The organism is Allosediminivita pacifica (assembly GCF_003054175.1).
Lineage (GTDB): Bacteria > Pseudomonadota > Alphaproteobacteria > Rhodobacterales > Rhodobacteraceae > Allosediminivita > Allosediminivita pacifica.
The window spans coordinates 26,419-48,588 of the sequence record NZ_QBKN01000028.1 but is presented as its reverse complement, the minus strand read 5'-3'; the positions used below and the strand labels follow the sequence as shown (position 1 = coordinate 48,588).

Annotated in this window: 16 protein-coding genes; all 16 read right to left on the bottom strand. The window is 67.4% G+C overall.

Features of this window, described 5'->3' with window-relative positions; all coding sequences use genetic code 11:
- Positions 1-17 precede the first annotated feature (17 nt).
- The 16 genes from C8N44_RS18490 to C8N44_RS18415 all read right to left on the bottom strand — a co-directional run bounded on the left by C8N44_RS18490 (position 18) and on the right by C8N44_RS18415 (position 21,270).
- Entirely contained in the window at positions 18-839 is an 822-nt protein-coding gene (locus C8N44_RS18490) for an ABC transporter ATP-binding protein (RefSeq protein WP_107978266.1), read from the bottom strand.
- Positions 836-1,729: an ABC transporter ATP-binding protein gene (locus tag C8N44_RS18485; RefSeq protein WP_107978265.1), complete on the bottom strand. Its 894-nt coding sequence runs from the start codon at positions 1,727-1,729 to the stop codon at positions 836-838. The genes C8N44_RS18490 and C8N44_RS18485 overlap by 4 nt, the downstream gene beginning before the upstream one ends.
- A gap of 2 nt (positions 1,730-1,731) precedes the next feature.
- Positions 1,732-2,580 carry an ABC transporter permease gene (locus C8N44_RS18480; RefSeq protein WP_107978264.1) on the bottom strand — a complete coding sequence of 283 codons (849 nt, stop codon included), beginning with the start codon at positions 2,578-2,580 and terminating at the stop codon, positions 1,732-1,734.
- A complete protein-coding gene (locus C8N44_RS18475) occupies positions 2,577-3,611 on the bottom strand; it encodes an ABC transporter permease (RefSeq protein WP_107978263.1) in 1,035 nt (344 codons plus the stop codon). Before C8N44_RS18475 ends, C8N44_RS18480 begins: the two co-directional genes overlap by 4 nt.
- Positions 3,611-4,378 (bottom strand): aspartate/glutamate racemase family protein, encoded by a 768-nt coding sequence (locus C8N44_RS18470; RefSeq protein ID WP_107978262.1) that lies wholly within the window; start codon positions 4,376-4,378, stop codon positions 3,611-3,613. Before C8N44_RS18470 ends, C8N44_RS18475 begins: the two co-directional genes overlap by 1 nt.
- Before the next feature lie 76 nt (positions 4,379-4,454).
- Positions 4,455-6,035, bottom strand: coding sequence for an ABC transporter substrate-binding protein (locus C8N44_RS18465; RefSeq protein WP_107978261.1), 1,581 nt, complete (start codon positions 6,033-6,035; stop codon positions 4,455-4,457).
- Complete coding sequence (locus C8N44_RS18460) at positions 6,032-7,648, bottom strand: hydantoinase B/oxoprolinase family protein (RefSeq protein ID WP_107978260.1); 1,617 nt, start codon at positions 7,646-7,648, stop codon at positions 6,032-6,034. Before C8N44_RS18460 ends, C8N44_RS18465 begins: the two co-directional genes overlap by 4 nt.
- Positions 7,649-7,651: 3 nt before the next feature.
- A complete protein-coding gene (locus C8N44_RS18455; protein WP_107978259.1) occupies positions 7,652-8,650 on the bottom strand; it encodes a zinc-dependent alcohol dehydrogenase family protein in 999 nt (332 codons plus the stop codon).
- 5 nt (positions 8,651-8,655) lie between these two features.
- Complete coding sequence (locus C8N44_RS18450; RefSeq protein WP_107978258.1) at positions 8,656-9,756, bottom strand: M24 family metallopeptidase; 1,101 nt, start codon at positions 9,754-9,756, stop codon at positions 8,656-8,658.
- Positions 9,757-9,797: 41 nt separating this feature from the next.
- Complete coding sequence (locus C8N44_RS18445) at positions 9,798-11,450, bottom strand: hydantoinase B/oxoprolinase family protein (protein ID WP_107978257.1); 1,653 nt, start codon at positions 11,448-11,450, stop codon at positions 9,798-9,800.
- A complete protein-coding gene (locus C8N44_RS18440; protein WP_107978256.1) occupies positions 11,450-13,567 on the bottom strand; it encodes a hydantoinase/oxoprolinase family protein in 2,118 nt (705 codons plus the stop codon). The genes C8N44_RS18445 and C8N44_RS18440 overlap by 1 nt, the downstream gene beginning before the upstream one ends.
- Positions 13,564-14,058 carry a GAF domain-containing protein gene (locus C8N44_RS18435; RefSeq protein WP_107978255.1) on the bottom strand — a complete coding sequence of 165 codons (495 nt, stop codon included), beginning with the start codon at positions 14,056-14,058 and terminating at the stop codon, positions 13,564-13,566. The genes C8N44_RS18440 and C8N44_RS18435 overlap by 4 nt, the downstream gene beginning before the upstream one ends.
- A complete protein-coding gene (locus tag C8N44_RS18430) occupies positions 14,055-14,723 on the bottom strand; it encodes a cupin domain-containing protein (protein WP_107978254.1) in 669 nt (222 codons plus the stop codon). The genes C8N44_RS18435 and C8N44_RS18430 overlap by 4 nt, the downstream gene beginning before the upstream one ends.
- 75 nt (positions 14,724-14,798) lie before the next feature.
- Positions 14,799-18,581: a hydantoinase B/oxoprolinase family protein gene (locus C8N44_RS18425; RefSeq protein WP_107978253.1), complete on the bottom strand. Its 3,783-nt coding sequence runs from the start codon at positions 18,579-18,581 to the stop codon at positions 14,799-14,801.
- Between the two features lie 195 nt (positions 18,582-18,776).
- Positions 18,777-19,832 (bottom strand): sensor histidine kinase, encoded by a 1,056-nt coding sequence (locus tag C8N44_RS18420; protein ID WP_146178873.1) that lies wholly within the window; start codon positions 19,830-19,832, stop codon positions 18,777-18,779.
- Complete coding sequence (locus tag C8N44_RS18415; RefSeq protein ID WP_158274091.1) at positions 19,825-21,270, bottom strand: ATPase domain-containing protein; 1,446 nt, start codon at positions 21,268-21,270, stop codon at positions 19,825-19,827. The genes C8N44_RS18420 and C8N44_RS18415 overlap by 8 nt, the downstream gene beginning before the upstream one ends.
- Positions 21,271-22,170 lie beyond the last annotated feature (900 nt).

Here is a 22,170-nt window from a genome sequence, read left to right as displayed (position 1 = left end):
CGCCGCCCGGCCCCGTGCTATGCCACCCCGGCGCGTCCCGTCGTGCGGATCGCCTCGCGCATGGCTTCTTCCTCGTCGCTGGCGACCGGCACCGCGCCGATGAGCTGGCGGGTGAAAGCGGCCTTGGGCGCGCTGAAAATCTCGTCCGTGGTGCCGGTCTCGACCCGCTCGCCCTCGGCAAAGACGCTGATCCGGTCGGCAAGCGCCCGCACCACGGCAAGGTCGTGGGTGATGAAGATGTAGGTCAGGCCGCGGTCGCGCCGCAGCCGGTCGAGCAGCTTGAGCACGCGCGCCTGCACCAGCACGTCGAGCGCCGAGGTGGGCTCGTCCAGCACGATCAGATCCGGGTCGGCGGCCAGCGCCCGCGCGATGGCGACCCGCTGACGCTGTCCCCCGGAAAGCGAGGCCGGCGTGCGGCGGGCCATCTCGGGCTCGAGCCCGACCTCTTCGAGCAGTTCCTCGACCCGCGCCTTGCGCCCGCCGCGGTCGCCGATGCCGTGCACGTCGAGCGGCAGCCGAATGGAGCTGCCGATGCGGCGGCGGATGTTGAGCGACGAAAGCGGGTTCTGCTGCACAAGCTGGATGCGACGGCGCATGGCGCGCGGACGGTCCTGCCGCAGCGGCGCGCCGTCGAACTGCACCTCGCCATAGGTGGCCGGGTAGATGCCCAGGATGATGTTGGCGAGCGTCGACTTGCCCGAGCCGCTTTCGCCGACGACCGCGTGGCATTCGCCGCGCCGCACGTCGATGTTCACGTCCTTGAGGGCCTGCACCTCGTGGTCGCCCACCTTGAAGGTCTTGGACAGGCGCACCGTCCGCAGGAGGGTATCCTCGCTCATGCCGTCACCTCGTCGTCGGGTTCGCCGCAGCCCTCGTGCACGATCAGCGGATCGCGGAAGGCGTCGGAATGTTCGGGCAGGTCCGGAAGACCGCCACCGATGAGCTTGGGCGCGGCCGAGAGGAGCGCCCGCGTGTAGGGGTGGCGCGGATCGGAGAAGAGCTGATCGGTCCGGCCATGCTCGACGATCTTGCCGCGGTAGATGACGTAGACCCGGTCCGCGAATTCCCGCACCACCGACAGGTTGTGCGAGATGAAGAGCACGGCGGTGCCCTTCGACGTCACCATCTCGTCCATGAGCCGCAGCGTCTGCGCCTGCACCGTTACGTCGAGCGCCGTGCCCGGTTCGTCCGCGAGCAGCAGCTCGGGTTCGTTGGCAAGCGCCATGGCGATCATCACACGCTGGTTCATGCCGCCCGACAGCTGAAACGGATAACTGTCGAGCGCGCGGGCGGGATCGGGGATGTGCACCTCGGCCAGGGCCTGTTCGGCCTTCCTGCGGGCGTCGGCCTCGGAAATCTTCTGGCCGCCGGCGCGCAGCACCTGGGTGAAGATCTCGCCGATGCGGAAGACCGGGTTCAGCGCCGAGGTCGGGTCCTGGAAGATCATCGTGACCCTGTGGCCGCGGATGCGGGCGATCTCGGCGGGGCTATGGGTGGCATCGTGGCCCACGACCTCGACCAGGCCGTCGACCAGCGTACCCTTTTCCTGCTGCAGCCGCGCCAGCGCGAGCTGCGCCGTCACCGACTTGCCCGAGCCACTTTCGCCGACGAGCGCGACCTTCTCGCCCGCGTTCACGTGGAGCGAGACGCCGTGCAGTACCTCGGTCGTGTGGCGCCCCTTGCGGAAGGCAAGGTGCAGGTCGCGGACCTTGAGAACGGGATCTGCCATCGTCACACCTCCGCGTCGAAGGCTTCGCGCAGCCCGTCGCCCAGCAGGTTGAAGCCGAGCACGAGCACCATGATCGCGAGCGCGGGAAAGATCGAAAGCCACCATGCGTCGGGCATGTACTTGGCGCCGTCGGCCACCATGGACCCGAGATCCGGGGTGGGCGGCTGCACGCCGAGACCGAGGAAGCTGAGCGACGACACCATGAGCACCACGAAGCCCACGTCGAGCGTCAGCTTGGTCAGGATCGCCGGCACGCAGTTTGGCAGGATCTCGCGGAACATGGTGTGGAGGGGCGAGGCGCCGATGACCTCGGCGGCAAGCACGTAGCCCTCGCGCGCCTCGGAGCGCACCACGTTGTAGACGAGCCGCGTGTACCAGGGCCACCACATGACCGTGACGGCGAGCATGGCGTTGGTCAGCGTCGCGGGCAGGAAGCCCATGATCGCCATGGCCAGCACCAGCGGCGGAATGGCCAGGAAGATGTCCGTGAGACGCATCAGCACGAACTCGACCCAGCCCCCGAGGTAGCCCGCCAGCAGGCCGAGCACCACGCCCACGGGCATCGAGATCGACAGCACCATGACCGCCATGATGAGTGACAGGCGGAAGCCGTAGATGATCCGCGTCAGCAGGTCCCGCCCTATGGTGTCGGTGCCGAACCAGTGCGCCGCCGAGGGGGCCTGGTTGATGGCGGTGAAATCGCCGATGGGCCCGACGTGTGCGGGATAGGGCGTTATGAAATCGGCCAGCAGCGCAAGCCCGATGCAGAAGCAGACCAGCGTCAGGCCGATGATCGAGATCGGGTTCGACTTGAACTCGGTCCAGGCGACGGAGGATGTCTTGGAGCTCACGACTTGGCCCTCCTTTCGGCAAGGCGGATGCGGGGATTGATGATCGACACGATGAGGTCGACGATCAGGTTGGTGACGAGGAACATGGCCGCGATCACGAGGACCACACCGACGATGGCGTCGAGGTCCTTGCGCAGGATCACCTCCACCCCGTAGCGGCTGAGCCCCGGCCAGACGAAGACCCTTTCCACGAGGAAGGCGTTGGCGAGCATCGCCGCGAAGTCGAGCCCCAGGATCGTCAGCGTCGGGATAAGCGCGGGGCGGAAGGCGTAGCGGCGCGAGATACGGTCCTCGCGGAAACCGTAAGCGCGCGACATCTCGATGAAGGGCTTGCGGTAGGTCTCGATCATCGACGACCGGGTGAGGCGCGCCGACTGGCCGATCCCCGAGAGCGCCAGCGCGGTGGCGGGCAGGATCAGGTGGTAGAGCGCGTCGAAGAAGGTGGCGAACTGTCCCGCCATGAGGGAATCCAGCGTGTAGAAGCCGGTGATCCCCGGCGGCGCGTCGACGCCGTTGGACAGGCGCCCCTCGAGCGGGAAGATCGGCCAGATGTAGGCCAGCAGCAGCTGCAGGATCACGCCCCAGACGAAGGCCGGCGTACAGACCGCGACCACCGCGGCAAAGCGCGCCGCATGGTCGGGTCCCCGCTTGGCATAGCGCGCGGCGAGCCGCCCCAGCGGCAGGCCCAGCAGGATCATCATGGCACCCGCCACGAAGACAAGCTCGAGCGTCGCCGGCAGGTAGGCGGCGATATCCGTCGTCACCGGCCGCCGGGTATAGAGCGAAGTGCCGAGGTCGCCCTGTGCGAGGTCCCTCACGAACCAGCCGTACTGGATGATGAGCGGGTCGTTGAGGTGGCGCGCCTCGCGCATGGCATCGACGGCGGCCTGGCTGGCGTTGGGGCCCAGCGCGATGCGCGCGGGATCGCCCGGCACCACGCGGGCCACGAAGAAGATCAGGATCGACACGCCCACGAGCACGAGGAGCGATATGGCGAGCCGCTGAAGGAGGAGTCGGAGGACAGGGTTCATCAGAAATCCACTCGGTTCGCGATGTCGGGGGGTGCGAGCGCACCTGCGATCTCTGCGGCGGGGGGAGCGGCTGCCGCCCCGGCCCGGCCCGGCAACCAGCCGAAGGATGCCTTGCCATGGGCCAGCATCTCGGCGTGGCCGAGCGGCGCGCGCACGGCGTCGATCACCGGGACGCCCAGTGTGTCACCAAGCCGAAGCGCCGCCTCGATCTCGAGCGTGCAGCCCAGCGCGATAGCCTCGGCGCCGTCTTCCTCGACGGCGGCGCGGGCCTCGGTGCGGATGCGGCCCTCGGTCAGCGCCGGATCGGCGCGCATCTCGGGCGGCAGCTGGCCCAGCGTCCGGATGGAAGCGAGCTGCCCGGCGGCGCCGTAGCCGGTGATGCGGGGGCGGATGTGGGCGGCGGACTTGGAGGTCCCCGCGAGGACCGAGAAGCGCCCGGCGAGTGCACCGGCAAAGCTCAGGGCGGCGGTGCAGGGTCCGGTGACGATCATCTCGCCGGACACCTCGCGCGCGGCCTCGAGCGCGGTGTCGTAGAAACAGCCGATGACCATGACGTCGAAGTTTTCACGCTCGTGGCAGGCGGTCCGGACGAGCTGCGGCACGGCCATGGCCTCGAAGGCGTCGAACTCGAGGTGTTCGGGCACCGTGCCGGGGGCGTAGGACACGACGGTCCCCCGTGTGCCGGGCCGGGCCGCGGCGGCGAGGGTTTCGGCCATCATCTCGTCATCCCGCGGCGTGCCGACGGGATTGACCCAAAGAACGCGCATGGGGCGTCTCCGCTCGGGGTGGTCGGGAAATTCGGAAAAAGACCGGGACGGACCAGGCCGCCCCGGCAGACAGGGATCAGTCGTTGACCTGGATGTCCTTGAACAGCATCGAGAAGCCGGAGATCGGGTAAAGCTTGCCCTCCTCCTGCAGGTTCGGGACCTCGACGCCATTGCGCACGCCGTAGACGCCGGTGAACTCGTAGGCCCAGATGGCGGGGGCGAGGTCACGCAGACGTTCGGACATGGCCTTGTAGATCTCGGCACGCGCTTCGGGGTCCGTCTCGGTCCGGCCCTCGTTCAGCAGGCGGTCGACTTCGTCATCGGCAAGGTAGGTCGCCGACATCCAGGTGTGCGGCACGCTGGAGCTGAACATGTTGAAGGCAAGCGAGTCGGTGTCCGGCGTGCGGGCCGAAACGGCAATCTCGATGGCGTGGGGCGCGGTTTCGGGCTCGGTCACCTGCTGGGTGATGAGCGCCCAGGGCGTCCGCGTCACCTTCACGTCGAAGCCGAGCTGCGTGAAGGTCGCCTGCATCAGCAGGGCCAGACGTTCGCGCGCCGGAACCTCGGCGATCCAGGCAAGGTCGAGCGGGTAGTCGTCGACCGAGTACTGGCATTCGGCCAGTTCGGCCTGCGCCGCTTCCATGTCCTGCGCCAGCGGCGGGCGATCTGGGTTCGACCCGAAGAAGCCCTGCGGCATGGGACCGTTCATCGCCACGCCCTGCGCCATGTCGTCGGTGACCGACAGAAGCTGCAGCGTGGTGGCGTAGTCGTAGGCCAGCGTCAGCGCGCGGCGGCAGTGCACGTCGTCGAGCGGCGGGCGCTGGGTATTGAGCATGATATACTCGCCGGTCCCGCCGGGCTCGGCCTCGAGATGCACGGTGCCCTCGTCCGCCATGGCCTTGAGAACCTCGGGCGGCAGCCAGAGCGAGGAGATGTCATGCTCGCCGCGGGCCATGAGCGCGCGCACGGTCGAGGCCTCGAGCGAGTAGCGGTAGGTGACCTCGTCGGGTGCCGCGGCATCCATGGCCTGGCCGTTGTAGTTCTCGTTCGGCACCATGACGGTTTCGACCTGGGGGTCGTGCTCGGTCACCACATAGGCGCCGGAGCCCGCGCTGTTGGCGGAAAGCCAGTTCGGAGCGTATTCCTCCTCGGCATTCTCCTGCACCAGCGTGCTGTCGACGATGGAAAGCTGCACCAGCGAGGCGAGGAAGGGCGCGAACTGGTCGGTCAGCGTGAAGGTGACGGTGCTGTCGTCCACCGCCTCGACCGAGGCGACACGCCCCTCGAAGAGGGACGAGGGCCCCTGCCCCAACGCCATCAGGCGCTCGAAGGAATAAACCACGTCCTCGGCCGTGACCGGGTTGCCCGAGGCAAAGGTCGCGCCGTCGCGGATGGTGAAGGTGTAGTCGAGCCCGTCGATGGTCCAGTCACTGGCCAGCCACGGCTGCACGCCCGGCGCGCCCTGGTTGGGGTAGACGAGCGGTTCGTAGAGGTTCACGGCCAGCACGGTATCGGCGTAATCGCTGCCCTTCGCGGGGTCGATTTCGCCGATGGCGGCCTCGTCGAGGCGCAGTGGCCGGTCCTGTGCGAACGCCCCGGTGGCGAGCATCAGGGCCGTCGAGCAGGCCAGAAGGCCCGTCCCTGTCAGTTTCCTCATGATCCTGTTTCCTCTGTTGGAAGGTCGCTTTGGTCTTTGTTGGTCTTGTTGCGGGGCGTCTGGGCGCCCCATCCCCCGCCGTTGGCGGTCTCGATCATCAGCGCGTCGCCGGGATCGATCCGGATGCCCGAGGCGAAGGTGAAATCCTCCTCCGCCCCGTCGCGGCGGCGGACCGCGATCCTGTTGAGCCCCCCGGCCCCGCCCCCGGCGGCGCCCCAGACGGGCACGCGGGTGTGCGAGTAGCCGGCGGACAGCGTGGCGCTGGCGCGCGGGCGGTAGCAGGTGGAAAGCCCCCGCCCGCCGCTATTGCGCCCCTGCCCCGCAGAGCTGTCCGACAGCCTGCGCCAGCCGACCTCGATGCCGTAGCGTGCCTCGCAGATCTCGACCGGGCAGTTGAACGTGTCGCCGTGGTTGGTGGAATACATCGCGTCGAGCCCGTCGCGCGAGGCGGTGGCGCCCCAGCCGCCCATCTGCGGCTCGACCATGGTGTAGCGCCGCCCGGTTTCGGGGTGCGCGCCCGCGATCACCGTACCGCAGATCGAGCTGAAGTGCCCGGCGGGCAGGTCCTCGGGCATGACCTGCGACATGGCCTGCCACAGCATGTCCGACAGCCGGATGCGGGTCTCGGAGTAGTAGCCGTGCGGCGCGGGGGCCTCGGCCTCGAAGATCGAGCCGGGCCGGGTGAGCACCTCGAGCGGCCGGAAGGAGCCTGCATTGGCGAAAAGCGTGGGGTCGGTCAGCACCTTGAAGATCAGCTGGCAGGCGATGCGCGTGCCGTCGTGAGAGGTGTTGAAGGGGCCGGGTTTCTGGTCGGGGGCGTCGCGCAGGTCGACGGTGAAGGCCTCGTCCCTGATGTGGATCTCGGCATGCCAGATGTCGCCCTCGTCCTGTTCGCAGGCGACAGGGAAGGTCCCACGCGGCAGCTTGGCAAGGCCCGCCCTTGCCCGCGCCTCGCCCTCGGCAAAGGCGCTTTCGATGGCGTCCTGCACCGCGGCGATGCCGTAGCTTTCCGCCATCTTCAGGATGGGCGCGGCGGCGCGGCGCCCGGCCGAGATCTGCGCCCAGAGATCCCCGGTCACGAATTCCGGCAGGCGCGAGTTCACCGCGATGATGTCGAAGACCGGCTGCACCTTGCGCCCGGCATCGAAGAGCCGCACGCAGGGCAGCCGCAGGCCTTCCTGGAAGATCTCGGTGGCATCCGCGGGCATCGATCCAGGCGTCATGCCGCCCACGTCGTTCCAGTGCGCGATCGATGCGGTCCAGGCGAGCAGCTTGCCCTCGGCAAAGACCGGCTGCGCCACCACCACGTCGTTGAGATGCGTGACCCCGCCCCAGTAGGGATCGTTGGTCACGAAGACATCGCCGTCCTTGACGCTGTCGCCATGCAGACCCACGATCCGCTTCACCGCCTTGTCGAGCACGCCGACGAAACCCGGGATACCCGCACCCGAGGACACGATCTCGCCCCGCGCGTCGGTGACGCCGGTGCCCACGTCGAGCACCTCGTAGATGATCGGGCTCATCGCGGTCTTCTTGAGGACGGCGAACATCTCGGTCGCGGCCGAGGCGAGCCCGGCCTGGATCACGGAGCGGGTGAAGGGATCGAACGCCATCGCCTAGAGCCCCGTCTCGATCACGACCTTGCCGTGGCTCTGCCGCGGCCGGGAGAGGTAGTCCCAGGCCTCGATGTACTGCTCCATCGGAAAGAGCCGGTCGACCTGCGGGCGAATGGTGCCCTTGGCGAGCTGGTCGTAGACGAAATCCATGCCCTTCCGGCACAGTTCGGGGTCCTGCACGTAGTTGAAGACCGAGTAGGGCTGGAAGGTCGCGTTGGCCTGGAACATGTCGACGAAGGGCAGCTCGGGCCATTCCTTGTCGAGGGTCCCGTAGAAGAAGATCCGCGCGTCGCGCGCCAGCGCCGGACTGTACTGCGAGATGAGGCCCACGCCCACCGGGTCGAAGACGAGGTTCACGCCCTTGCCGCCGGTGATGTCGCGCAGCCGCGCGGCGACGTCGTCCTGTCCCTGCACGATGACGTGGTCGGCCCCCTTGGCGCGCAGGTAGTCCGCGCTGGCCGGGTTGCGGGTGGTCGCGATGGTGCTGACGCCCAGCACCCGCCCCACCTCGAGCGCGGCGGCCCCGGCGGTGCTGGTGCCCGCCGTGACGAGCGCATGATCTCCCGGCCCCACCGGCGTGATCTCCGCCTGCGGGAAATAGGCTGTCAGGTACTGCATCCAGATCGAGGCGCATTCCACCGCCGACAGCCCCTCGGGCGCCTTGGCGACGTAGCGCGCCTCGACCACGAGGCTCTCGGTGCTGGCGCCGCGGCCATAGTAGAAATAGGGCATGGTCGAGACACGCTCGCCCAACTCGAAGCCCTCCACGCCGGGGCCCACGGCATCGACGATGCCCGCCGCCTCGATACCGACCCGCGCGGGGAAGCTTTCAAAGCTGAACGAGTAGTTGTCGCGCATGAGGTCCATGTCACCCCAGTTGAGCGCGAAGGCCTCGACCCGAAGCCGAAGCTCGCCGGGGCCCGGCTCTTCGAGCGGGACCTCGTCGAGCTTCAGGCCCTGGTAACCGTCGTAGCCGTGGATCTGCCAGGCGCGGGGCATCAGGTTCAGCCCCCCACCACGGCGACGTCGCGCGGCAGCTCGGAAAAGCGCACGGGGCCCTCGGCAGTCAGGTAGACGATGTCCTCGAGCCGCAGGCCGAACTTGCCCTGCTGGTAGATGCCCGGTTCGATCGAGAAGACCATGCCCTCTTCCAGCACCGTCTGCGAGGACCCGTTCATGTAGGGAGGTTCGTGCACCTCGATGCCCATGCCGTGGCCGGTGCGGTGCAGGAACATGTCTCCGTAGCCGTGCTCGGCGATGTAGTTGCGCGCCGCGTCATCGATCTCGTGCGCCTTCACGCCCGGTTTCGCTGCGGCCATGGCGGCCTGCACGGCGCCTTCCACGATGGCATGGATCTCGTCGTAACCTTCGGGCTTTTCGCCCACGACGGCCATGCGCGTGATGTCCGAGGGCATGCCGTTCAGCCGCGCCCCGATGTCGATGACGATGGCGTCGCCGGTCTTGATCTTGGTGTCGCCGGTCTGGTGGTGCGGGAAGGCGCCGTTGGCGGCAGTGCCCACGATGCAGAACTGGATCGCGGCGCCGTGCTCGGCGAAAACGTCCTTGATGACGGCACCCACCTCGGCCTCGGTCATACCGGGACGGATTGCGGCGAAGGCGCGGGTCATGGCCTCGTCCGCGACAAGGGCGCTGGCCTTCAGGGCGGCGCGCTCGTCCGCGTCCTTCATCATGCGCAGGCGGCCGACCGTGGTTTCGGTAAAGACGTGGCGGGCGCCCGGCAGGCGGTCGAGCAAAGTAAGCGAAAAGTCGGTGCGCGCCGTTTCATCCAGCGCGACGACCTTCGCATCCTTGCCTCCGACGGCGGCAAGCGCCGCGTCGAGTGCCGCGCCCGGGCCCTCGGCGTCGCTCCAGCGGTGCATGGGCAGGTCTGTGTGCTGGCCCGCGCTGTCGGCCTCGAGCGTGGGCATGGCAAATTCCGCGCCCTCCTGCGTCACGAGAAGCAGCAGCAGCCGTTCGTCGCCATGCGGGTGGAACCCCAGCAGCCATTCGAGATGCGCGCTCGGCCCGAGGGCCAGCAGGTCCACGCCTTCTTCCTTCATCGCCGCGCGCAGCCGCGCCAGCCGTTCCTGAACCTTCGTCCTCATTCCTTGTCCTTCATTGGTTCTTGTGGCGCATTCGATCGGTCTCAGCCGTCGTAGCCATAGACCTCGCGCGCGCGTTCGACGGAGAGCAGCCCGTCGCGGATGTCGGCGGCGACCTTCTCGCGCGGGCGGTCCTTGGGATCGCCCATGCCGCCGCCGTTGCCGGTGATGACGCGGATCACGTCGCCGGGCTTCGTCGGCATGGCCGAGACAAAGGCGAACTCGGAGGGCTCGCCTTCCTTCGGCAGGAAGCGCACGTAGTTGGGGCTGCCGTCGCGCCCGCCGTGAAGCCCCCAGGCGGGGAACCTGGAGCGCGTGTAGCCGGCGGTGAGATAGCCGTTCTCGGCCCGGGTGCGGTAGTCGATGACCACCCCGCGCCCGCCGGTTTCGCGGCCCTCGCCGCCCGGTTCGCAGTTCAGCTCCATCCGGTCGATGACGACGCCATTGCGGGCCTCGTTGATCTCGGCCGGGCAATTGTAGGTCTCGCCGTGGAAGCTCGAGAAGATGGCCGAGTTGCCGTCCTTGCCCGCCGCGGCGCCCCAGCCGCCCACCTGCGGCTCGATGATCGTGTACTGCCGCCCGGTCTCGGGGTGGGTACCGCCGATGAAGGTGCCGCAGACGCTGGCGAAGTGACCGGCGCCAAGGCGCTCGGGCATGTGCGGCGCGAGGCAGCGCCACATGAGGTCGTAGGCGCGCAGCTCGATCTCGTAATAGAAGCCCATGGCCGCGGGCTCCTGCGCGTCAAAGGTCGACCCCGGCCGCGTCAAAAGCTCGATGGGACGGAAGGACCCTGCATTGGCCAGCCCGCGCGGATCGGTGAGCGACTTGAACAACATCTGCGCAGCCACCATGACCCCGTCGCGGCACGAGTTGACCGGCCCGGTGGACTGGTCGGGGTTGTCGCGCAGGTCCACGCTGAAGGTGTCGTCGGTGATCTCGATCCTGACTTTGAAGGTGCGGCCGTCGTCCTGTTCCTCGGACAGCTCGAAGCTTCCCTTCGGCAGCTCGCGCAGCGCTTTGCGCGACACCGCCTCGCCGTAGTCCATGAACTCGCCCAGCGCCTGTTCGAAGGCCCCGGCGCCGTACTTGCCCGCGATCTGTTCCAGCCGGGCCGCGCCCACCCGGACCGAGGAGATCGCTGCCCAGACGTCGCCTTCCAGCACGTCAGGCATGCGGCTGTTGACCTTGAGGATGTCGAAGACCGGCCGGATCGGGTCCCCCGCCTCGACGATCTGGATCGCGGGCAGGCGCAACCCTTCCTGGAAGATCTCGGTCGCGTCGCCGGTGAGCGATCCGGGCGCCATACCGCCCACGTCCGAGTTGTGGGCGATGTTGGCCGTCCAGGCGATCAGCTTGCCGTCGGCGAAAACCGGCATTGCCACGATAATGTCGTTGAGGTGCGTCACGCCCCCGTAGAAGGGATCGTTGGTGGCGTAGACGTCGCCGGGCTTCAGGCCGTCTTCGGGGAACTTGGCGGCGATGACCTTCACCGCCTTGTCGAGCACGCCGACGAAGGCCGGGATGCCCGCCCCGGACGAGGCGATCTCGCCCCGCGCGTCCATGATCCCGGTGCCCATGTCGAGCACCTCGTAGATGATCGAGGACATTGCCGTCTTCTTCATCGCGACGAACATCTCGTCCGCCGCTGCCTGAAGCGAGTTCTGGATGATCTCGCTTGTGATCGGGTCGAGCGCCATCAGACCGCCTCCAGCTCTTTCGTCCCGGCCAAAGCCGCAATCAGGATGTGCAGGTTGCCCCAGCGGTCCATCTCAACCCGGTTGCCGGGGTTCACGACGATGGTGGTACCCGGGTCCTCGATCACGGCGGGACCGTCGAAGGACATGCCCGGGCACAGCGCCTCGCCGTCGTAGATGTCGGCCTCGTGCCGGCCCTCGGTTGCGAAATCGACCACGCGGCGCCCCTTGAGGGCCTCGCTCGCCGGGGCGTCGGTGAGCGCGCTCTCGACGGGCTTGAGCTTGCCGACCTCGGCCGAGGCGATAAGGTGCAGGCCCACCATCTCGACCGGTGCATCAAGGCGATAGGTGTATTCCTTTTCGTAGGCCTCGTGGAAATCCGCCACGATCCGCGCCAGCGCATCCTCGGTCACGGCGCCGTCGAGCGGCACCTCGACCGTGTGCTCCTGGTTCTGGTAGCGGAACTTGCCGAAGCGCTTGAGCTCCACCTTATCGGACGGCACGCCTTCCTCGGCGAACTGTGCGCGGGCGCGGTCCTCGGTTTCGGCAAAGCGGGCCTCGATGCCATCGGCTGCCCCCTCGCCCACGTCGGCCAGCGCGGTCAGGAAGAAGTCGCGGCGCAGATCGGACATCATCATGCCCCAGGCGGAAAAGACCGAGGCCCCCGCCGGGACGACGACCTTCTTCACACCCAGCTCCTGCCCCAGCGCCACCGCGTGCATCGCGCCGCCGCCGCCGAAGGCCACCAGCACGAAGTCGCGCGGGTCGTGGCCGCGGTTGAGCGAGACGAGTTTGAGCGCGTTGACCATGTTGTTGTTCGCGATCCGCACGATGCCGCGCGCCGCCTCGTCCCGGTCAACGCCGAGCTTGTCGGCCACCGCCTGAAGCGCCGCGCCGGCGCTTTCCATGTCCGCTTCGACCGCGCCGCCGCAGAAATAGTCGCGGTTGATCCGGCCCAGCCAGAGGTTCGCGTCGGTGGTCGTCGCCTCGGTGCCGCCCTTGCCGTAGGCCGCGGGCCCGGGCATGGCGCCCGCCGACTGCGGCCCCACGTGCAGCTTGCCGAAGTCGTCGACCCAGGCGATCGAGCCGCCGCCATTGCCGATCTCGACAAGGTCCACCACCGGCACCATGATCGGGTAGCCCGCCGAGGTACGGTCCCGCTCGATCCAGTAGTCGGTCATGATGGTGACTTCACCGTCCTCGATCAGCGAGCATTTCGCCGTCGTCCCGCCGATGTCGAGCGCCAGCACATTGGGTTCACCGATCAGCTTGCCCAGCTCCGCCGCACCCCAGAAGCCCGAGGCCGGACCGCTTTCGACCATGGTGATCGGGATGCGTGCGGTGGCCTCGAGGCTGTCCACGCCGCAGTTCGACTGCATGACGTAGAGCTGCCCCTCAAAGCCGTCGGCCTTGAGCCCGTCCTCGAGCCGCCCGAGATACCGCTCGGCCACCGGCTGCACGTAGGCCGACAGAACCGCCGAGTTGCCGCGTTCGTATTCGCGCCATTCGCGGCTGATCTGGTGCGATCCCACGCCCGCGACCTCGGGCCAGAGTTCGCGCAGCTTCTCCAGCACCGCGAGTTCGTGCGCGGGATTGGCGTAGGAATGCAGCAGCGACACGGCGACCGCCTCGACCCCATCGGCCTTGAAGTCGGCGACGATGCCTTCGAGCGGAGAAAGATCCAGCGGCTGGGTTTCCTCGCCGAGGTAGTTCATCCGGCCCGGCACCTCGCGGCGCAGGTAGCGCGGCACGAAGGGCTTGGGCTTCTCGTAGTGCAAATTGAAGAAATCCGGGCGGTTGCCGCGTGCGATTTCCAGCGTGTCGCGGAACCCTTCGGTGGTGATGAGCCCGACCTTCACGCCCTTGCGTTCGGTCAGAGCGTTGATGACCACCGTGGTGCCATGCGCCATGAAGTCGACCGTCGCCGCGTCCACGCCGCCCTTCTTGAGCACGTTCAGCACGCCCTGTTCGAAGTTCGGCGGCGTCGTGTCGGACTTGGCCGTGGTGATCCTGCTTTCGCCGGTCGCAAGGTCCGTCTCGAAACAGACCATGTCGGTGAAGGTCCCGCCCACGTCGGTCGCGACGCGGATGGTCCGGCCCTTGTCGTTCGTTCCGCTCATTGTGCGTTCCCCTGTTCCTCGGCCCGCTTGCGCAGCAGGCACATCGCCCCGGGTGCGACCAGCCGCGCGGCATGGGCCACGCGCTCTTCGGTGTAGTGATGCGCCGCATCGAGGCAGTTGAGCGTGCCCAGCACCTCGCCCTCGACGACCACGGGCAGGTTCATGCAGCTCTCGCAGCCGAGGCTCTCGATCAGCTCGTGATCCGGAAAATGCTCCGCGATGATGCCGATGGTGTTGGCGACGAAGACCTCGTGACGGTCCAGCACGATCTGACCCCAGTCGCTTTCGGGCGCGGGCTTGGTGCCCTGCGGCGGGTAGGCCTCGGGCATGTTCGACCATGTCCGGCTGGCCATGCGGGTCTGAGGATCGAAGGTCATGACGGTGAAGAGCCGTGCGCCGATCTCTTCCTGCACCAGCTTGCAGAGCGCAGCGAAAAGCGGCTCCGTTCCCTCACCCGCCAGCGCCTCGGCGTAGTCGTTCCATGCGCTCATTTGCCTGCCTCCGCGGCTGCCACTCGTGCTTCCTCGTGCCCGGCATGCACGCCGGGCACATCCGCTTCGGCGGCGATGCGGTCGCCGAAGACATCCATCGTGCAGGTATGCATGATGGTTGCGGTCGTATCGGTATGGTTCCAGGTCGAGTGCAGCCGCCGCGACGAGAAGTGCAGGCTGTCGCCCGCCTCCAGCACGAACTGCTCGCCCTCGAGCTCCACCGTGACGCTGCCCTCTAGGATGAAGAACAGCTCCTCGCCTTCGTGGGTCTGCGGCTCGCTGCGATAGCCCGGCGCCTCGTGAATGATCACGCTGGACAACGTCGAGCCGGGGAAGGTGGTGGACACCCGTTCATACCCCGTGGCCGAGCTTTCGGCCTTGAGTTTCAGCAACGGCCGCTCCGCCCGTCGCGAGGCTTCGGGCGCGGGTATAGCATCCGGGAGGACCGCTTGGACCGGCATCTGCAGGACCCGGCAGATGTTGTGCAGGGAGGTCAGCGAGGGCACCGCGATATCCCGCTCCGCTTGGCTGATGAAGCCGGTCGAGAGCCCTGCCCCCTCGGCCACGTCGCGCAGCGTCAGCTTCAGCTCGCGCCGCCGCGCGCGCAGCTTGCCGCCGATCGCCGGCCGCTCCGCCTGCTCGTTGTCCTGTCCGCTCTCCGTCACGCGTCCCTGCTCCGTTTTTTAGTATTACTTAAATTTTGCCGCCAGATCGGCTTGACGCAAGGATTTTCTGTCGCCCTATGCGGCATTCTCGGACCGGGCGGCGGATTTGTAGGCATCGCGCGCCGCCGTTTCGCTGATGCGACCCAGCCGTATGTCCTCTGCGACCATCGTGTCGGGCCGCTCCGCCGGATCGCCGAATCCGGACCCGGCAGACAGCACCAGCTCGACCTCCTCCGAGGGATCGCCCAGCGTGAGGATCGCCCCCGTGCCGCAGTCCAGCTCCCGACCGTCCTTGCGATGCACCGCGTAAGAGCTGAGGCCCGGCAGACCACCGTGAAGCCCGTGCACGGGCAGGTCCACGCCCTCGGGCGCCACCTGGCAGGTCATGGCGCCCACGGCCTCGCGCCGCCGCACGCGTACCCGCGTGGCCATGCCGCCGCGCGCCGCGCCCGGACCGCCGCTGTCGGTGACAAAGCCCTTCTCGAGGACCACGACCGGCAGCCGCTGCTCCATCAGCTCGATCGAGGACGAGGCCGCCGAGGTCGGCCAGAGCAGCGCGCCCCGCCCGTCCGATCCCTGCCCGGCCCCCTGCCCGCCCCCCAGCAGCAGCATTTCCGAGAAATCGCGCCCCTGTTCGTCCGTGCCCCAGAAGGTCAGTACGCTCGGCAGGCCGGAATAGGCCCGCACCGCGCCCGGCACGACCTTGGACATGGCGCGGAAGATGTTGGGCGAGGAATACCAGCCCGTCCGCGTGCGCAGCGACACCGCCGCCGGCTTGCGGCAGTTGAGGATGCTGCCCTCGGGCGCCGTCACTTCGAAGGCGCGGTAGCAGCCGGCGTTGCCCCGCACACCCGGGGTCAGCATGCATTTCAGCGGGTAGGTCGCGTGGGCCTGCGTGTAGCTCATGGTGCAGTTGATACCCCCGCGCGCGACCTGCGGCGGCGCCCCGGCGAAGTCGACCGTAATCCGCTCGCCCGCCACGGTCAGCGACATGGGGATCGTCATGCGGGTGCCCATCGGGTTGAAATCGACCTCCGAGCTGTAGGTGCCGTCCGGCAGCGCCGCGATCGCCGCGCGCATGGCCCCTTCGGAGCGGTCCTGCACCACGGCGGCCAGCCCGCGCAGGTCACGCAGCCCGTACTCGGTGAGGAACCGCCGCACCTGTGCCGCGCCCCGCGCGTTCGCCGTCACCAGCGAGCGCACGTCGCCCAGCACCTGCACCGCCTCGCGGACGTTCTCTTCCATCAGGCGGAAGAGATCCTCGTTCTCCTCGCCCTCGCGCACCAGTCGCATGGGCGGGATCTGCAGCCCTTCCTCGTAGACCTCTGAGGCCGAGAGCCCGTCGCGCGTGCCGCCGATGTCGCCCACGTGCCCCACGGTTGCCGAAAGCGCGACAACACGTCCTTCGGAGAAGACCGGCGTGACCACGGCGATGTCGAAGAGGTGGCCCGCGCATTCCCACGGATCATTCGTCACGTAGACGTCGCCTTCGCGCATGGTCTCGGCCGGGTAGCGCTTCAGGATGTGCCGCACCGCGCGCGGCAGGGTGATGTTGAAGACCGGCATGACGCGGGCCGAATGGGCGATGGTCTCGCCATCGGGGTCGAGCAGCGCGCAGCCGAAGTCCTGGCTTTCCGAGATGATGAGCGAAAACGCCGTACGGCAGACCGTCTGCCACATGTCCTCGGTGATGGTGACAAGCCGCGCCCACATGATCTCGAGCGCGATGGGATCATCTTCGAGCCGCGCCTTGGCCTCGGCCAGCGGCAGGTCGGCGGGGATCTTCACCGCCGCCTCGTGGGCGACCTTCACCTTGATGCGAAGATTGCCTGCGGTATCGGCGCTGACGCTGTCGCCGAGTGGGATCACGGTGGTGGATTCCGGCTCCTCGATGATGGCGGGGCCGGTGATCTCGACGCCCGGCACCAGCGCCGAACGGTCGTGCACGCTGGCCACCTGCCAGCCATCGCCGGTCCAGACCTTGCGCGCGCGCGCCTTGGCGCCGTCGGTGGCGCGCTGCCCCGTGCCAACTTCGAGCGTGGGCGCCGGGCCTTGCGCGCGCAGGCGCAACGACAGGATTTCAAGCGGCGCCTCGGCAGGGCGGCGCGAATAGCGGTCGAGGTAGACGGCCTCGAAGGCGGCGCGCAGCCCTGCCTCGGTCGGGGCATCGGGCAGCGGGACGCCCACCACGTGAAGCTGCCCCTTCAGGCGGATGTCGAGCACCGGGAAAAGCTTCGCGTCCTTCTCCGCGACACCGGCGTCGCCCAGCTCCGCCAGCGCCTCGGCCGTCATCTCGCCCACCAGCGCGTCGATGCCGCCGCCCAGTGCCGTGTCGATATCCATCGGGCGCGAGCGGACGAGATCCACGGTCAGCGGCGCCGAGAGAAAGCCGAAGGCCGAGGCCGCACCCGAGGCGGGCGGAATGATGACCTCGGCGATGCCCAGTACGCGGGCCACCCGCGCGGCAAAGGCCGGGCCGGCCCCGCCAAAGCCGATCATGGCGTGACGGCGGGGATCGCGGCCCTTCTCCACCATGTGGATCTGCGCCGCCGAGGCCATGGATTCCGCCACCGTCTGGTGCACGCCCCAGGCCGCCTGCACCGGGTCTAGACCCAGCGGCCCGGCCACTTGCTCCATGGCCGTTTCGGCGGCCGAGCGGTCCAGCGTCATCCGGCCACCAAGGAAGCGCTCCGGGTCGTAGTAGCCCAGCAGGACGGAGGCGTCGGTCACTGTCGGTTCGCTGCCGCCCTTGCCGTAGCAGGCAGGTCCCGGTGCCGCCCCGGCCGAGCTCGGGCCAACCTTGAGCAGCCCCACGTCATCGACCGCCGCGACCGACCCGCCGCCTGCGCCGATCTCGATCATGTCGACGGTCGGCGCCCGCATGGGCAGGCCCGATCCGTTCTTGAAGCGATGCTCGCGCCCGGCTTCTAGCACGGGCGCGATATGCGGTGCGCCATCTTCGATCAGGCAGGCCTTGGCGGTGGTCCCGCCCATGTCGAAGCTCAGCACGTCGGGCAGCCCCGCCGCCTTGCCGAACCATGCGGTGGCGAGCGCCCCGCCAGCGGGACCAGATTCGAGCAACCGGATCGGCAGCGCGCGGGCGGTTTCGACCGGCACCAGCCCGCCCGCCGACGTCATGAGCCGAAGCTCGCCCGCGAAGCCGCGCGCCGAAAGCTCGCTTTCGAACCGCGTCAGGTAGCGCGCCATGAGCGGCTGCACGAAGGCATTGGCGCAGGTGGTGACGAAGCGCGGATACTCGGAAATCTCGCCCACCACGGCGGACGAGACCGAAACCGCCATGTCGGGCCATTCCGCCTTGATGAGCCCTGCCGCGCGCAGTTCGTGGGCCGGGTTGCGGTAGGAGTGCATGAAGCAGATCGCCAGCGCCTCACAGCCGGCATCACGCAGGGCGCGCGCCTGGGCCAGAAGGCCTGCCTCGTCCAAGGGCGTCACCTCGCGGCCCAGCGCATCGAGACGCCCCGCCACCTCGCGCCGCAGATCACGCGACACCAGCGGATCGGGAAAAGACAGGTCCAGATCGTAGATGTCGTAGCGCTGCTCGTTCCCCATCTCGAGGGTGTCGCGGAAGCCCTCGGTGGTCAGCATGCCGACCTTCGCGCCCTTGCGCTCGATCACCGCGTTGGTAACCAGCGTGGTGCCATGCACGATCTCGGACAGGTCCGCCGCCGCGAGCCCTTCGCGTGCAAGCAGCTCATCGAGTCCAGTGAGCGCACCGACCGAAGGATCGGACGGCGTTGTCAGGGTCTTGTGCAGCGCCGTGCGCCCGCTTGCCCCGCTGCTCAGCACGAAGTCCGTGAAGGTGCCCCCGATATCGACCCCGACCCGGCGCTCTGACATGCCATCTCTCCGCTGCGTTCCGTTTTCAGCAGCGAACGAAAATTTTAGTATTAGTGCAATTATAGTGTGACTAAAATTTCACGAACTCCGATCCTCCGCCTGCATTTTGGGCGAATGGCAGCCCGCGCGGGCACCACATCTGGCGTCGCGGCGTGCGACGTACTGAGAGTCGGCTTCGGGGAATGGCGAGAACGCTCAGCGGGCCCCAGTCTCGGGAAGGCTGATCGTGGCGTGCCACACCAGCCCTTCGGGTTCGAAGGTGCTTTCGGCATGCGACCCCGCCGGAAAGTTCATGCCCTCGATCAGTTGTGAGCCGAGCCCCTTGCGCGAGGGCACCTCGACTGGCGGGCCATCACATTCGCGCCAGGTGAGCTCGACCGCCCCGGCATCGATGGTCCAGTGGACACGTATGAAGCCCTGCGCGACGGAAAGCGCGCCATACTTGGCCGCGTTGGTCGCAAGTTCATGCAGCACCACCGCCAGGTCGAAGCTCAACTTGCCCGGAAGGCGGATCTCATCGCCTTCCAGTTCGAGCTGCGCGGGATCGATCGTGTAGGGCTCCACCTGCTCGCGGATGATATCGCGAAGCACGCCACCCGGCTGATCCCCGGACAGCGTGTCGTGCGCCTGCGCCATGGAGCTCAGCCGCCGCGAGAAGGCCTCGCTTAGCTCGTCGACCGACTGCGCCCGCCTTGCGCTGAGGCGGAAGACCCCCTGCAGAACCGCCATCGCGTTGCGTGTCCGATGCCGCAGCTCGCTCAGCAGAAAGCGCTGCCGCTCCTCGGCCTCGGTCAGCCGCTGCAGAAGGTCGCGGGTTTCGAACTGGCGCGCCCGGGTCTGACGGTAGTTCACGGCCACGGCCCGCAACAGATCGGCCCGCACCGGGCGCTTCAGCATGATATAGTTCACCGCCGGATCGGCACGGTCCAGCGCCCGGCAGGCCGGGGGCGGGTTCTCGGGATCGGTCACGAGAAAGAGCACCGGCACATTGGACCAGGAGGGCTCTTCGCTCTTGAGCGCGATAAGCGCCTCGGCCGTGTCTGGGCCGGCCCCTTCCTGCGAGATGATGATGGACTGGAACGGTTGCACCGCGGCGTTGGACAGCGCCCGCCGCAGGCTCGGGCCGTCGCCGCAGATCCGCGCCGCGATATCCGACACGGCCAGTTCCGCCGCGATATTCTCGGCATCGCGTCCCAGCGGCGCATGGATGATGGCAGGAAGCTCCATACCGCCCTGCTCCGGCTCAGGCACCGGTCATCTCCTGCGCAGCCTGGGCGCTTTCCGCCGCTTCCGGCGACAGCTCGATCACCTCGACGGCACCGGGCCGGATCACAAGCTCCTGAATGCCCCGTTCATGGACACTGTGGCGCTTCTTCAGCACCGCGATCGAGCGGCGGATCTGGCTGCGGTGTGCGTACTGGCGCAGGATGATCACCGAATCCGCCAGATAGCTGGTTTCGAGCTCCGAAACCGGCGGTTCGCCCAGCAGCCCCTTCTGCGCCAGCGTCACCAGTACAAGACAGCCCTGCCGCGCGAGATACTGCAGAAGCGTGTGCAGGTGCGTCAGCACGTTGTCCCGGTCGGGCAGCGCGTTGAGATAGCCCGTCAGGCTGTCGATCACCACCACTCGCGCGCCATGCTCGACCGCGGCCACCACGTCGCGGCAGAACTCGCCCGGCGATACCTCCGTCGGATCGTAGTGGCGCAGCGAGAGATTTCCGGACTTCATCGACTCCTCGAGCGGCATGCCAAGGCTCGAGGACCGCGCCTGGAAGATCTCGGGCCGCTCCTCGAAGAGGAACAGCGCGGCCTCTTTTCCTTGCAACGCCGCCTGGCGCGCGAAGAGCGTCGAAAGCGTGGATTTGCCGCTGCCCGCCTGCCCGGCGATCAACGCGGTGGTCCCGAACTCCAGCCCTCCGCCCAGCATGCGCGACAGGGTTTCGTCCTCGATCCCGAGTTGTTCGAGCGTGACCGATCCCCGATCGTTCTCGGACGGAACGATCCGGGGGAAGACCGAGACACCGCCGGAGCGGATGCGAAAGTCGTGATAGCCTTCGCGGAACTTCGACCCGCGCATCTTCACGACGCTCAGGCGCCGATGCATGCTACCTATCGGCGGCAGGATGGCTTCCAACTTGAGCACGCCATGCAGGATTCCCTGCTCGTGGCCCGACGCCGGATCGTCGGCCACGTGGTCCAACAGCAGCGCCGTGACCTCGGCCTGCCGGATCTGCTGGCGCAGCGCGAGAAGGTTCTGGCGATAAGCCACGCTGCCCGACGAGAGCAGGCGAAGCTCCAGCAGCGAGTCGAAGACCATGACGTCGGGCTTCACGGTGTTGATCGCTTCGGTCACGTCATGCACGAGCTGCGCCAGCGAACTCTCGCTGCTGTCGACCGAGATGGCGCTGTCTTCGGGGCGCTCGTCGATTTCGGAGGACCGGACCCAGATCTTCGACAGGTCCATGCCGTGGGATTCGGCGATCATGCGAAGCTCACCCTCGGACTGCGCGACGCTGAAAAAAAGCGCGCGTTCGCCACGTTCCGCAGCGGCCAGCATGAACTGCAGCCCCACCGTCGTCTTGCCCGTGCCCGGCGCGCCCTCGACGAGGGTAATCCTGTTGCGGGGAAACCCGCCATCGAGCACTTGATCGAGCCCGGCAATCCCACTGGCGACCTTGTCCCGTGACATAAACGCATCCTTCCAAATACTTCGAACGACACCTGACATGACATGGCGCTTCCGGACAGCAAGACCAAACCTATGTGCGACCTACAAGGATCGTCAATCCGATCACATCCCTGGCGCGTCTCGGGGCACTTCGCACCCCTCCGGTCGGCATGGCAATAATTGCAGCCCTCACGCTCTAAACGCCGCGGGGACAGCGACCGGAAGCAGAATTTGCCATTGTCTTACATCATATTGGCAGGACGTCCGAACCACTTTCGCAGAGCGAAAACTTTGAATGCAACAAGAATACACATGAGATACACTAAAAACGGCTTTCCTATACGGAGCAGGCGGGATTAGAAATGATCCACTGGCGTAGGACTTCAACGTGGCGGGATCGCAATTACCGGGCATCTCGGGCCCCAAGGTCAAAGAGTAAGAAATTCGTAAGGGCTCGATGGGATGCAGCGCTCGGCCAAAAGCCGGCCTTCGTTTCCCCGGGTTCGGTCGGGGCCGGATGGGTTTGTCAGCGGGATTGCGGCCGAAGGGCAAGAATCGCCCACGTTTCCAAAGAGTTCTGCAACCAGTGAAAGAGAGACGCCTGGACAAGTGCGCCGCCTGAATGACCATGTCCCCCAACAGGTCATTGCAGCGAAAGAGATAACCGCATTCCAGGCTGTCCGGTCGTCCTGCCCGTGACCGGCACACGGCAGAAACTGACCGGTTTGGCACTCGAAGGGCCGCGCCCCACACGCGGCCCTTTTTTCCGTTTTGGAAACGATTTGACGAAAATCGAGAAACTGACAGCAATTGCTGGCCCAGGGATCGGCAAAACCGAGCAGTCGCACCAAAAATTCGGAATAAGCCGAAAACAATACGAATTATGACGCTAGGTAAACCATGGAATTCGAATTGCCAGAT